The organism is Muribaculum sp. (assembly GCF_029051885.1).
GTDB lineage: Bacteria > Bacteroidota > Bacteroidia > Bacteroidales > Muribaculaceae > Muribaculum.
In genome coordinates this window covers 1-13130 of the sequence record NZ_JAIDKI010000053.1, presented here as the reverse complement: position 1 = coordinate 13130, position 13130 = coordinate 1, and the positions used below count along the sequence as shown (strand labels likewise).

Here is a 13130-nt window from a genome sequence, read left to right as displayed (position 1 = left end):
GTGGGTCTCGATGAACAGTCCGTCTACACCGGTGGCTATGCCTGCGCGTGCGATGGTCTCGATAAGGTCGGGGCGTCCGCCGGTGACTCCTGCCGCCTGGTTGGGCTGCTTCAGGGAATGGGTAGCGTCGAGTATCACCGGAACACCGAATTTCTGCATTGTCGGTATGCCGCGATAGTCAACAATCAGATCCTGGTAGCCGAATGTGGTACCACGCTCGGTCACTGCCACCATGTCATTGCCGGCATCGCGTACCTTGGTCACCGCATGCTCCATGGCTTCAGGCGAGAGGAACTGGCCTTTTTTGATGTTCACCATGCGTCCGGTCTTTGCGGCCGCTACCAGCAGGTCGGTCTGACGGCACAGAAAGGCAGGAATCTGTAGAATATCCACATATTCGGCGGCCATCTCTGCCTCCTCGGCAGTATGTATGTCAGTCACTACCGGCACACCAAATGTGTCGCGGACTTTTCGCAGTATTCTGAGAGCCTTTTCGTCGCCGATACCGGTGAACGAATCAATGCGGGAGCGGTTGGCCTTGCGATAGGAGCCTTTGAATACGTAGGGTATGTTGAGTTCCGAAGTGATTGCACATATATTTTCGGCTATGTCGAGAGCCATATCCTCGCCTTCTATCACACAAGGACCTGCGAGTAGAAAGAAATTGCCTGATGATGAGGATTTGAGGTATTCTAAAGTATTCATTTCTGTTGGGTTTCAGATAATTGATTAAGAATATGAATTGTATCTACGGCTACAAGCGCGGCAGTCTCTGTGCGGAGTCGGTTGTCGCCGAGTGTTACGGGGCGGAAGCCTGCGTTGAGTGCGCTTTTTACTTCCGCAGGGTCGAAGTCACCCTCCGGCCCGATAAGCACTGTAGCGCTCTTTGCCTGAGGAGTATATGCCTTTACCAGCGGCACTCGCTCGATATAGTCGTCGCAATAGCATATGAACCTGCTGTCGGCTGACTCAGCCTCGATAAATTCGGCAATGGGTGTAAGCGGTGCGATGGCGGGCAATGTGGCTTTCAGCGACTGTTTCATGGCCGACACGGCAATCCGCTCGAGACGGTCGGTTTTCATTACTTTCCGTTCCGAGTGGCGACAGAGCAGCGGCACAATCCTGTTGACTCCGATTTCAACGACTTTCTCAATCAGCCATTCCATGCGGTCGGCATTTTTAGTCGGGGCTACAGCAAGTGTTATCTCTGTGTTCCATACCGGAGGCAGAGGTTCGGCCGAAATGATTTCGATGTCGGCATGGCGGGGATTGTCAGAAAGGAGGCGGCATGTGTAGCGCGTTCCGCGTCCGTCGACTATTGTAAGTATATCTCCGGGATGTGAACGCAATACCTTTATGGCATGTCGGGCCTCCTCCTCCGGAAGCATTTGAGTGGCCGCTATGTCGGGAGCAAAAAACTGTATCATGATTCTGTTTACAGGGCAGCTGTATCCTCCGCTTCGATTACGTCGCGTTTGGTCACTTGCTTATTGGGATTGCGGAAAATGAATATGAACAATACTGCTACCACAAGAGCATATGCGGCGAATATATACCATGACTCACGCCACCCCTCAAGCTGCTGCATCGGTGTCAGGCCGTCGGCGAGCGCAAGGCGGTTGACAACATATTTGCCGGCAATAAAGGTTCCTACCGTAGCTCCGATGCCGTTGGTCATAATCATAAACAGTCCCTGGGCGCTTGACCTGATTGACGCATCCGTCTCTTTGTCTACAAACAGACCTCCCGACACGTTGAAGAAGTCGAAGGCCACTCCATAGACAATACATGACAGTACGAGCAGCCATACGCCGTCGCCTGTGTCGCCAAGACCGAAGAAAGCGAAACGCAACACCCAGGCAAACATGGATATGAGCATCACACCCTTTATGCCGAAACGCTTTAGGCAGAACGGTATGAGAAGTATGCAGAGAGTCTCGCTTATTTGTGATATGGATATAATTGCTGTGGCATTGCGTACTCCCCAGTCGCCGGCAAATTCCGGTATGAGACCGAAACTGTTGATAAACGATGTGCCGTAGCTGTTGGTAATCTGAAGCGACACGCCAAGCAACGTGCTGAAGATGAAGAATATAGCCATGCGGCGCTGTTTGAAAAGGCGGAATGCCTTAAGTCCGAGCATATCGCTGACAGAGCGCGACTCGCCTTTGTTGACAGGACATTGTGGCATTCCAAGAGCATACATTGCCAATATGATACCGATTACTCCCGATGTGAAAAACTGGTTGTAATCCATCTGAAACTGAGTGAAATTCACAAACAGCATGGCGCATATAAAGCCTATGGTGCCGAATACCCTGATGGGAGGGAAGTGAGTCACAGTATCGAGTCCTGCTTTGGCAAGAGCATTGAAGGCAACTGAATTGGCCAGGCCGATTGTCGGCATGAAGAATGCTACTGAAATCGTATACAGTGCAAACAGGTGTGCAAACTGAGGCGATGGCATCATCATGCAGTAAAATCCACATGCAATCATTGCGGCTCCGGCGAGTGTGTGGCATAGCGACAGCATACGTTGGGCTTGTATCCATCGGTCGGCCACGATGCCGACTACTGCCGGCATGAACAGGCTTACTATGCCCTGTACGGCATAAAACCAGAATATATCCTGTCCCATGCCGATGTTGGCCAGATATTGGCCGAGTGAAATCAGGTAGCTGCCCCATACGGCAAACTCAAGGAAATTGAGTATTGCGAGGCGTACTTTTAATGTTGATGTATTCATTGCAAGTATTTTGACTTAGGTTTCATCAGATTGGCGGATTATTGCATGTTGTCTTTCTCCTTCTTTGACGCAATAATTTTTGATATTTTTGCGGCCTCTTCGTAGTTTTCCTGCTCGATAAGGCGCGCAAGAGTCTTTTCGAGTTCTTCAATGGAGTATTGTTCCACCCGAGGTTCTTTGAACATCGGACTTTCGTCATTTTCTTCGCCGGGACTCTGATTGGCTGGCGGAGTATTGTCGTCAGCTCCGTCAGAGTCGGTGGCGGCAGCGGTAGTCTCCTCCATTATGAATCCTGTCTCGTCGAGTATTGAGCGGGTAGTGAATATCGGCGATTTAGTGCGCATTGCGATGGCTATGGCATCGGATGTGCGCGAGTCGAGCACGATTTCTCTCTCTCCGTCGGTGAAAGTAAGCTCTGACGAAAATATTCCATCTTCAAACTTATAGATGAATACTTCTTTCAGCTTTACTCCGAAAGCATGGGCGAAACTCACGAAAAGGTCATGTGTCATCGGGCGTGGCGGGATTATACCTTCCATGCGTATTGCGATGGACTGGGCCTCGCTTGCGCCGATTACTACAGGTATCCGGTATGGGCCGTCGGCCTGGGCGAGTATGAGAGCGTATGCTCCCGACTGTATCTGGCTGTAGGATATACCGAGTACCTTTAATCTTATCTTCTCGCTTTCCATTGTGGTTGTTGTTGTCTGTATGGTGGATTGCCTGGCGTAGTCACTATATGATTACGTTTTGTCCGGTAATGATACCGCTTCCGTAGCATAGACGTGACGAAGCATCGTAGATGGCGGCGAACTGCCCGGGGGCTATCCCCTGCACCTTGCTTTCCGATTCGATGACGTACTCGCTTTCGTTAATGCGTGTGAGGGTTCCTGACAGAAATTCAGGCATATGGCGGTTCTTGAATGTTATCCTGACAGGGGCTGATTCGTCTTTCCACGGATTGCCTGATATGAAGTGCATCTCGTCAAGGTGAAGTGTGCGGCCATATTGCTTTTCGGTGGAATATCCTTGCGATACGTACACGACATTGTCATGTACATTCTTCTTGACCACATACCATGGGCCTCCGCTTAGCCCGAGGCCTTTTCGCTGGCCGATTGTATGGAACCAGAATCCATTGTGTTCGCCCAGTTTGCGTCCTGTCTCCAACTCTATGATGGCGCCTTTCTTTATGCCGAGATGGCGTTTGATAAAATCGTTGTAATTGATTTTGCCCAGGAAGCAGATTCCTTGGCTGTCTTTTCGAAATGCATTGGGGAGGTGAGCCTCTATGGCTGTTTCGCGCACCTTGGCCTTGGGCATCGAGCCCAGCGGAAACATGAGGTGCGACAGCTGGCTGTAGGATATGCGTGCGAGAAAGTCGGTCTGGTCTTTGACCGGGTCAACTGCAGTGGCAAGATACTTGGTTCCTCCGATTACTTCGGTAGAGGCATAATGTCCGGTAGCGGTCTGGTCGAATTCATGTCCCCAGCGCTCTTCGAAAAATCCGAACTTTATCATCTTGTTGCACATTATGTCCGGATTTGGAGTAAGCCCTTCGCGCACTGTGCGGAGGGCATATTCCATAACATTGTCCCAGTACTCCTGATGCAGCGATACTACATCGAAAGGCAGTCCGTACTGACGAGCAATCAGCCGGCACATCTCTATATCTTCATCGGCCGAGCAGTCGCCGGAGCCGTCGTCAAGTCCTATGCGTATATAAAAAAGGTGAAGATTGTGACCCTCTTCCTTTAGGCGGTGCACAACTACGGCGCTGTCTACGCCGCCGGAAATCAACACTGCGATATTCATCGTCGTAGGTGGATTTTCTATGTTTGATTGGTTATGGGATTATGTTTATACTTCTTCAAGCTCTTCTGTCTGAGTGTCGTCTTTGCCTCTTGTCGACACGATATACAGCGATATGAAATAGTCGAGCGATATTTTGCCCGGACCGGCAAGTGCAAGAAAGAGGTAGATGCCGATAAACATCAGTGGCAGATATCCGGGCTGGGTGCTTGATATTGTATATATGTTTGTGTCGGACATAAGTACGTTAAGTATGTGGCACTCCGCAATCACCATGGCCACCAGTGGGGGTATTAGCGAAAGACGGGTGAGGAATCCTACCATTATACATAACGAACATATTACCTCGATACATATCATCACTATGAGCGCGGTCTCGCTGTCCATTCCCAGGGCATGGGGGAATGTGGTACGAAGCATGTCAAAGTTGATAAGATGGCGTATGCCGAACTGTAGTAGCATTACCCCAACAAAGAGGCGCAAGAAAAGGCGTGCCATATTTGTGTAGGTGTAGCCGGTGCCACAAAGAAAAAGAGACTCGAAGAAGCGCTTCATAATAAGCAATATTGATGACGTTGGATTGAAATAATAAATGTATGGGGCGGGCTGATGGAAATCGGCCACGGACATACTTATTAACTTTTGGTTTAGTGTTATTGTTCGGCTTCTGCTCCTTTTGTGTCGGCCTGGTTGCCGGTAGGGTTGAGCACCTGGTTATGGTTGATTGTTGCCATAAGCCCGAGCAACTGGTTGAGTTCGAGGTTTTTTGCGAGTATGTGGAAGTCCTTGTCAAGCAGATAGACGGTAGGAAGCACGCGTGTGTCAACAAGGTCGCCTACATTAGGCGCACTGCCTATTTCCCATTCATACGGGTAGCCCTCCATATCTTTGCGCCATCCCGATGTGGGCTCTGCAGGGTTGATTATCACTATTTTTACCGTGCCGTTTTTCACCAGACGCGTTGTAGCGGCATCGGCATTCAGGCGCAGACGGCTCATTGAGCAGTCGCTGCAGCCTTCGGGCTGGAACATCACTACGACATATTCTGCCTTATTGTCGTAAAGGGAGTGTTTTGCACCGTGGCGGGTTGTGTAGTCGAATGCCGCGATGTTGCTTCCCGGCTGAGAGGAGTTGAGCATGCGTATCTGTGTGAGATATTTGTCTTTTTCAGCCTGTTTTACTTTTTTGTGGCTCAACAGCGGACGCAGGAACAGCAGGTAGCAGTCTTCGCTCCAGAATTCCGCCTGGGGGCCGAAAAGCGTGCGCTCTGCCTCCGATGCAATCAGCGACAGGGCTTTCGGGTCATTGGCATATCGTCCGGTAAGGGAAGATATCGAGTTGCGCACACTGTCCTTTGATGCATAGGGTATAAATCCTACAAAATCGGAGAATGCCTTATGGAATTTTGCCGTGTCGGCCATTAATTTTTTCATATCGGCCTTGTCCCAGAAGTGGGTCATGACGTAGCTTGTACGAGCTTGAAGAGAATTTAGGGTGTCGGGAGCCTGCGGATACTCGAACGGAGTAGCCGGAAGTTTGTGGCTGCTGTCATTATTTTTCGCATCGGCGCTGACAAATCCGGCGGCTGTAGCGGCAATAAAAACAAGGGTATATAGTATTCGGCGCATAATTGGCATGATTTTTGAAAACAAAGATACGAAACTTCATACAAACGGCAAAACACCCCGTCGGGGTGTCATTAAAAAAATACTGTTAAAATTTAAAACCCTCTCTTAACTTTATAAAGGAGTGGTTTGTTAATAAAACAGAATCATAAAAACAAAATATTCATATTATCCTGTAATTATGAATTTCAATAACTTCACAATCAAATCGCAAGAGGCTATCCAAAAAGCCGTCGAGATTGCCAAAGGTTCTGGGAACCAGGCTATAGAGCCTGTTCACCTACTTAAGGGAATTCTGACAGAAGGCGATTCGCTCCTCACTTTCATATTCCAGAAAGTGGGAGCCAATGCGGCGCAGGTGGCAGGCTCGATTGACAGGGCTATCGAAAGTGAGCCTAAGGTATCCGGCGGCGAACCTTATCTGAGCCGTACCTCAAACGATGTTCTCCAGAAAGCTCTCGATGTCGCCAAGAAACAGGGCGACCAGTATGTCACAATCGAGGCTATACTTCTCGGCATATTCCTTGTAAAAAGTTCTGCCTCGCAGATTCTTAAGGATGCAGGCCTTACAGAGCATGAGCTTACCGCAGCCATAGAGGAGTTGCGCAAAGGCAAGAAAGCTACCGACCAGAGTGCCGAGGATACCTATAATGCTCTCAGCAAGTATGCTATAAATCTAAATGAACGTGCACGTTCCGGCAAACTTGATCCTGTCATTGGCCGTGACGACGAGATAAGGCGCGTGTTGCAGATTCTCAGCCGCCGCACAAAGAACAATCCTATGCTGATTGGTGAGCCGGGTACCGGCAAGACTGCTATTGCCGAGGGTCTTGCCCATCGTATAGTGCGCGGCGATGTGCCTGAGAATCTGAAAGACAAGCAGATTTATTCTCTGGATATGGGCGCCCTTGTGGCCGGAGCCAAATATAAAGGTGAATTTGAGGAGCGCCTCAAAGCCATCGTTAATGAGGTTACACAGGCCGACGGCGATATCATATTGTTTATTGACGAAATCCATACTCTCGTAGGTGCAGGAAAAGGCGAGGGAGCTATGGATGCCGCCAATATTCTTAAGCCGGCTCTTGCCCGTGGCGAGCTGCGCAGTATCGGCGCGACGACGCTTGACGAGTATCAGAAATATTTTGAGAAGGATAAGGCACTTGAGCGTCGTTTCCAGAAGGTAATGGTAAACGAGCCTGATGAACTCAGCGCCATATCCATACTCCGAGGTCTTAAGGAGCGTTACGAAAACCACCATCAGGTGAGAATCCGCGATGAGGCGATTATTGCTGCCGTGCAACTCTCGGAGCGATATATCACCGACCGTTTCCTCCCCGACAAGGCTATCGACCTTATCGATGAGGCTGCCTCAAAGTTGCGTCTGGAACGAGACAGCGTGCCTCAGGCCCTTGACGAAATTACCCGTAAGATTGCCCAGCTCGAAATCGAGCGTGAGGCTATCAAGCGTGAGGGCGACAAGGAGAAGGTGAAGACTCTTGAAAAAGAGCTTGCCGACCTGCGCGACACTGAGAAGGAATTCAAGGCTAAATGGCAGTCGCAGAAAGAGCTCATCAATCGCATTCAGCAGAATAAGATTGATATCGAGCAGCTTAAATTTGAGGCCGACAGGGCTGAACGTGAAGGTGACTATGCCAAAGTGGCAGAGATTCGTTACTCTAAGATTCAACAGAAAGAGAAAGAGAACGCCGATGTGCAGGAACAGCTGAAGGCTATGCAGGGCGAAAAGTCGCTCATAAAGGAAGAGGTGGATGCTGATGATATCGCCGACGTAGTTTCGCGATGGACCGGTATTCCCGTCACCAAGATGGCGCGCAGCGAGCAGGAGAAACTGCTTCATCTCGAGGAGGAGCTTCATCGCAGGGTTGTGGGCCAAAACGAGGCTATCGCAGCCATTGCTGATGCCGTGCGTCGCAGTCGTGCCGGGCTTAACGACCCGCGCCGTCCTATCGGTTCGTTCATATTCCTGGGAACCACCGGCGTCGGAAAGACCGAACTTGCGAAGGCTCTCGCCGAATATCTGTTTGACGATGAGAATATGATGACTCGTATCGACATGAGCGAGTATCAGGAGAAGCATACCGTAAGCCGTCTTGTCGGTGCGCCTCCGGGATACGTGGGCTATGACGAAGGTGGTCAGCTTACAGAGGCTGTGCGCCGCAAGCCTTATTCAGTCGTGCTGTTCGACGAGATAGAGAAGGCTCACCCCGATGTATTCAATATCCTGCTTCAGGTGCTTGACGATGGTCGTCTTACCGACAACAAGGGACGTCTTGTCAACTTCAAGAATACGATTATCATCATGACCTCCAACATGGGTTCCAACGTGATACGCGAAAACTTCGCATCAATTACCGATGAAAACCACGATGAGGTTGTGGAGAAAACTAAAGAGCAGGTGCTCGAGATGCTTAAGAGTACAATACGTCCGGAGTTCCTCAACCGTATCGACGAGATTATCATGTTTACCCCGCTCAACGAGCGCGAGATTCAGGATATCGTAGGTATTCAGGTAAATTCCATAAAGAAGATGCTGGCTACCAACGGTGTAAATCTTGAGGTCACTCCTGCGGCTCTGAGCTATCTTGCCAAGGAAGGTTATAATCCTGAATTTGGTGCACGTCCTGTCAAACGAGTGCTGCAGCGTATGGTGCTTAACCGCTTGTCAAAGGATATTCTTGCACAGAAGGTGGATCGCGAGCATCCTATCATTATAGATGCCAAGGATGACGAGCTGATTTTCCGTAACTGATATATCCGCATATAGAGAATGGACCGGTCCTCCGGTGTGCAGGCCACACCGGAGGACTGTTTTTTTGTGCTGGAGATTTGTGTAGGGTATGCGCAAAAAAATCCCGAAGACTGCGCTAACAGCCTCCGGGACAAATTATAAATGATAGAAACCCTCAGTGTAATTATTCGCCCGCCGCTGTCCTGGCAATAGGAGCGCTCATGGGCGAGGAGTAGCTTTTTGCATAGTATTGGTGAAGTTTCTTTTTGAGATTCTTCACTACCGATGCATATGCCGGATCGTTGGCCACGTTGTGGCGTTCCTCAGGATCCTTGTTGTAGTCGTAAAGTTCGTAGGCTACTACTTTCGATTCATCAAAAGGCATGTAGGTCTTGAAGCCTTTGGTCCACTCTACGAGGCGGTAGCGGGAGTCGCGCAACGCGTATCCTGTGATGTCTTCCTCCAGTTCTTTGGCCTTCCCCTTTAAATCGGTGTCGGATGAGATTGTATAATTTTCGGTGCAGCTGCGCGAGAACTGGCTTATGGCATAATCCTTGGTTTTTGCTTTCGGATTTTTAAGGATGGGCACAAGGCTCTTTCCGTCAAGCTGCTGTGGATGGTCGGTCTTTGTAAGTTCGCATACTGTCGGGAAGATGTCGAGGAATTCTACGACAGCATCGGATTTTACGCCCTTTTTCATGCCCGGTGCCGATACGATGAGAGGCACGTGTGTCGACTGTTCGAAGTCGGAGAGCTTGTTCCACATGCCATGGTCGCCGAGGTGGTATCCATGGTCGCCAAACATAATTACGATAGTGTTGTCGGCGAGTCCTTCTTTTTCAAGAGCATCAAGCACTTTGCCTATCTGGGCGTCGGTATATGATATACATGCGTAATATGCATGCAGGAGGCGTTTCTGGGTCTCGGTGTCAAGATGTTTGGTGTCGACAAAACTCTCAAACGGCGGTATGTCGGAATATCCTTTCAGCTCCAGGGAGTTGTGGTAGGCATATTCTACGGGGTCGGTCGACATATCCTGAAATTCGGCCACGGGCATTGACTCGCGGTCGTACATGTCCCAGTATTTTTTCGGAGCGCAGAATGGCAGGTGTGGTTTTTTGAATCCGACACCCAGGAAGAACGGCTTGTCGCTGTTCTTTAATTTTCCGAGCGCCTTTACTGCTTCTTCGGCAATCACTCCGTCTACATAACCGTTGTCGGGAACGTCGGCGCATTCGGTGGCTACACGGCCGTTGGATAGTGCATATTGCGAACCGGAAGTCTTTATATAAGGCAGGCTCCAGGATATGGGGTCGTCTTTAACCTCTTTGTCTTTGAGTGGGTGGTACACCTTTCCCACACCGACTGTTTCGTAGCCGTTGTCTTTCAGCGCCTGAGGCATGGTCACAATGTCGGGATTGTTCTTGCGGAATGAGCCCATGAGCCACCATACTCCCGTATGGTCGGGGTTGAGGCCTGTAAGCAGTGATGAGCGTGTCGGACCGCTGAGCGATACCTGGCAATAAGCGTTATTGAATGTTGTGGCTTGGGAGGCCAGTGCGTCCATTGCCGGGGTCTTGGCGATTGAGTCGCCGTAAGGGCCAATCCATGGCTTCATATCATCAATGGCGATAAGAAGTACATTGGGTCGGGTATCAGCCTTTTTTGTATCGGTCGGCTTGGCATCAGCTATGGCCGGTACCATGGCTGCTACATTGACTCCGCAAAGCAACCAGTTTAAATTTTTTCTGTAATTCATGATTAGGCGCTAAAATTTTTTGAATTTATTAACCCTTTTTGCTAATTTTGCACAAAGATACAATTTTTCTTCAAAACATAACATTATTAGCTGTAATTTTAGTCATGACGAAATTAAAAGCCATCATTTCGACATTGGTATTAATCTGCGCTACCTCTGTCTCTGCGCAGACCCTCGACACTAAAGCTCTTGCGGAATTCTCTCCGGCGACTATGCGCCAGGCGTTTGATGTATGTCGGTATGTGAAACTTACATCCGATCAGCAGGTGAAACTTGCCAAGGCTATAGAAAAAGAAAACGCTTTTTTTATTAAGACAATCAATGACAATGAAGGGGTGCTGACTGCAAAGGGCAACAACCAGCTCGGAAAGATGCGCGACAATACTCTCAAATCAATCCTTGACGACGAGCAGCTCAAGCAATACTGGCGTGGAGTATATAACGCCGAGGCAATGGCGGAAGGTGCCGCAATAGCAAATACCCTTCAGAAGAAATATGAACTTACCGACCAGAACTGGAAGTTTATCAATGTCGCATTCTACAAAATCGCACTTGACACACGCATGCTGAAGAAGGTGATGGCCGACCAGCCAAAGAAAGCAGCCAAAATGATTGCTGAACTTCGCGACGAGCAGTTGAAGAGTATCGAGGAGAAGGGTGGCATACGCGTTAATCCCGACAAGATGACTGTCAAGGTAGTACGTGAGTTCGACCCCAATGGTCTGATTAAAGAATAATCATCAGCTATCTTTAAAAACATAAAGCGCACCGCAGTGAAATATCTTCTGCGGTGCGCTTTTTATATTGCGGCCTAAGAGAATGTTTGGATTTCCAGAATGTTTTGAATTTCATAAAATTAAATTCAAGCATTCTCTAAATATCAACGGCTTATCTTATTAATGCGGCGTATATGTTTGTTGCAATACATTGTGCGGAGTAGATGGTCAGGCAAACAGTGCCCGGAAAGCCTCCTCGACTTTTGCAACTTCGGTAATCTGTATCTTGAGTTTGGATGTATCAAATCCCTTGAGATTATGGCGCGGGACTATGATGTTGCTGAAGCCGAGTTTCTCGGCTTCGAGTATGCGCTGCTCGATGCGTGTTATCGGGCGTATCTCACCTGTAAGGCCGACTTCGCCCGACATGCATACATCGCGCGCTACAGCCATATCTACGTTTGATGACAGTATGGCGCATATTACACTGAGGTCGAGCGCCGGATCGTTGACTTTAAGGCCACCTGCTATGTTGAGAAATACATCTTTCTGAGCCAGTTTAAACCCGACACGTTTCTCAAGTACGGCAAGGAGCATGTTCATCCGTTTTGCATCGAAGCCTGTTACAGAGCGCTGTGGAGTACCATAGGCCGCCGTTGATACAAGTGCCTGTGTCTCGATAAGAAACGGTCGCACGCCTTCAAGCGTGACGCCGATGGCGGTTCCCGACAACACCCCCTCGCCTGATTGCGATACCAGCAGTTCGGATGGATTGGTTACTTCACGCAGACCGCGTTGCACCATCTCGTATATGCCGAGTTCAGAGGTCGACCCGAAGCGGTTTTTGATAGACCTTAGTATGCGGTACATGTAATGGCGGTCTCCTTCAAACTGCAATACCGCATCAACAATATGCTCCAGCACTTTTGGACCGGCAATCGAGCCCTCTTTGTTTATGTGGCCTATAAGTATTACAGGTGTGCCTGTCGATTTGGCGAAGCGTAGTAGTTGCGCTGCGCATTCCCGCACCTGGCTTACACTTCCCGCCGACGACTCAATAGAGTCGGACGCTATGGTCTGTATCGAGTCGACCACCATGATTTCCGGGGTGAGCGACTCAGCATGCCCGAGTATGTTCTCAAGCGATGTGTCACATACGATGTAGCAGTTGTCGCTGAGTCGTCCTATACGGTCGGCCCGCATCTTAAGCTGGCTTGTGCTCTCTTCGCCGCTTACATATAATATGCGTTTGCCTCGTATCGACAAGATGTTCTGTAGTACGAGTGTCGATTTTCCTATGCCGGGTTCGCCGCCTATTAATACTATCGAGCCGGCCACAAGTCCACCGCCAAGCACACGGTTGAGCTCTTCGCTTGGCATGTGTATGCGTGTCTCGCTTACTGTCTCTACCTGGGAGATGGGCTTCGGAACACTCTTGCGCGACGGATCGAAAGTCGAACTTTTGCTTTTGGAGCCGCCTGAGGGTAGCTTCTCCTCAATCATGGTGTTCCATTCGCCGCATCCCGGACATCGTCCGACCCATTTTGGCGATTCAGTGCCGCAGTTGTTGCAGAACCATGCCGTTTTCTGTTGTTTAGCCATAATGTTAGTAAGACGTAAAAATTATTTTATATTTCCGGCGATAGGATTTTTTTGATGGATTTAGAGCTTGTTTAATAATAAATGTTACCGTCAGGGCAGTCATTCGTCGAGCAGATTTTCG

General features: G+C 49.3%; 11 protein-coding genes. 2 read left to right on the top strand and 9 right to left on the bottom strand.

The features are described 5' to 3' along the window. The 7 genes from kdsA to K2I50_RS02360 all read right to left on the bottom strand — a co-directional run. Positions 1–705, bottom strand: a 705-nt coding sequence (kdsA, locus tag K2I50_RS02390; protein WP_301024653.1) for a 3-deoxy-8-phosphooctulonate synthase, incomplete at its 3' end; no start/stop codon positions are given. After that, positions 702–1427: a 16S rRNA (uracil(1498)-N(3))-methyltransferase gene (locus K2I50_RS02385; RefSeq protein ID WP_301024652.1), complete on the bottom strand. Its 726-nt coding sequence runs from the start codon at positions 1425–1427 to the stop codon at positions 702–704. The genes K2I50_RS02385 and kdsA, both read right to left, overlap by 4 nt. 8 nt (positions 1428–1435) lie before the next feature. Continuing rightward, entirely contained in the window at positions 1436–2746 is a 1311-nt protein-coding gene (locus K2I50_RS02380) for an MFS transporter (RefSeq protein ID WP_301024651.1), read from the bottom strand. Positions 2747–2784: 38 nt separating this feature from the next. Beyond that, complete coding sequence (locus K2I50_RS02375; RefSeq protein WP_301024650.1) at positions 2785–3438, bottom strand: bifunctional nuclease family protein; 654 nt, start codon at positions 3436–3438, stop codon at positions 2785–2787. Between the two features lie 43 nt (positions 3439–3481). Next, on the bottom strand, positions 3482–4561 hold the full coding sequence (gene mnmA / locus K2I50_RS02370; protein ID WP_301024649.1) for a tRNA 2-thiouridine(34) synthase MnmA: 1080 nt from the start codon (positions 4559–4561) through the stop codon (positions 3482–3484). 45 nt (positions 4562–4606) lie between these two features. Then, positions 4607–5056, bottom strand: a complete 450-nt coding sequence (locus K2I50_RS02365) for a DoxX family protein (RefSeq protein ID WP_301024648.1) — start codon at positions 5054–5056, stop codon at positions 4607–4609. 155 nt (positions 5057–5211) lie between these two features. Then, a complete protein-coding gene (locus K2I50_RS02360) occupies positions 5212–6186 on the bottom strand; it encodes a DUF5106 domain-containing protein (RefSeq protein WP_301024647.1) in 975 nt (324 codons plus the stop codon). A gap of 178 nt (positions 6187–6364) precedes the next feature. On the opposite strand from K2I50_RS02360, the gene clpB reads away from it, so the two are divergent. Beyond that, positions 6365–8953, top strand: a complete 2589-nt coding sequence (gene clpB, locus K2I50_RS02355; protein ID WP_301024646.1) for an ATP-dependent chaperone ClpB — start codon at positions 6365–6367, stop codon at positions 8951–8953. 163 nt (positions 8954–9116) lie between these two features. On the opposite strand, the gene K2I50_RS02350 is transcribed toward clpB, so the two are convergent. Further along, positions 9117–10691 carry a sulfatase gene (locus K2I50_RS02350; RefSeq protein ID WP_301024645.1) on the bottom strand — a complete coding sequence of 525 codons (1575 nt, stop codon included), beginning with the start codon at positions 10689–10691 and terminating at the stop codon, positions 9117–9119. Between the two features lie 104 nt (positions 10692–10795). Between K2I50_RS02350 and K2I50_RS02345 the strand changes: the two genes are divergently transcribed. Continuing rightward, positions 10796–11428, top strand: coding sequence for a hypothetical protein (locus tag K2I50_RS02345; protein WP_301024644.1), 633 nt, complete (start codon positions 10796–10798; stop codon positions 11426–11428). Positions 11429–11635: 207 nt separating this feature from the next. On the opposite strand, the gene radA is transcribed toward K2I50_RS02345, so the two are convergent. After that, positions 11636–13009 (bottom strand): DNA repair protein RadA, encoded by a 1374-nt coding sequence (gene radA / locus K2I50_RS02340; protein ID WP_301024643.1) that lies wholly within the window; start codon positions 13007–13009, stop codon positions 11636–11638. Between the last annotated feature and the right edge of the window lie 121 nt (positions 13010–13130).

Excerpts from the sequence above, each read along its gene's own strand:
- K2I50_RS02360 (WP_301024647.1), bottom strand. The coding sequence starts at position 6,186 with ATGCGCCGAATACTATATACCCTTGTTTTTATTGCCGCTACAGCCGCC.
- K2I50_RS02345 (WP_301024644.1), top strand. The coding sequence starts at position 10,796 with ATGACGAAATTAAAAGCCATCATTTCGACATTGGTATTAATCTGCGCT.
- K2I50_RS02350 (WP_301024645.1), bottom strand. The coding sequence starts at position 10,691 with ATGAATTACAGAAAAAATTTAAACTGGTTGCTTTGCGGAGTCAATGTA.
- K2I50_RS02365 (WP_301024648.1), bottom strand. The coding sequence starts at position 5,056 with ATGGCACGCCTTTTCTTGCGCCTCTTTGTTGGGGTAATGCTACTACAG.
- K2I50_RS02385 (WP_301024652.1), bottom strand. The coding sequence starts at position 1,427 with ATGATACAGTTTTTTGCTCCCGACATAGCGGCCACTCAAATGCTTCCG.
- K2I50_RS02375 (WP_301024650.1), bottom strand. The coding sequence starts at position 3,438 with ATGGAAAGCGAGAAGATAAGATTAAAGGTACTCGGTATATCCTACAGC.
- K2I50_RS02380 (WP_301024651.1), bottom strand. The coding sequence starts at position 2,746 with ATGAATACATCAACATTAAAAGTACGCCTCGCAATACTCAATTTCCTT.
- clpB (WP_301024646.1), top strand. The coding sequence starts at position 6,365 with ATGAATTTCAATAACTTCACAATCAAATCGCAAGAGGCTATCCAAAAA.
- radA (WP_301024643.1), bottom strand. The coding sequence starts at position 13,009 with ATGGCTAAACAACAGAAAACGGCATGGTTCTGCAACAACTGCGGCACT.
- mnmA (WP_301024649.1), bottom strand. The coding sequence starts at position 4,561 with ATGAATATCGCAGTGTTGATTTCCGGCGGCGTAGACAGCGCCGTAGTT.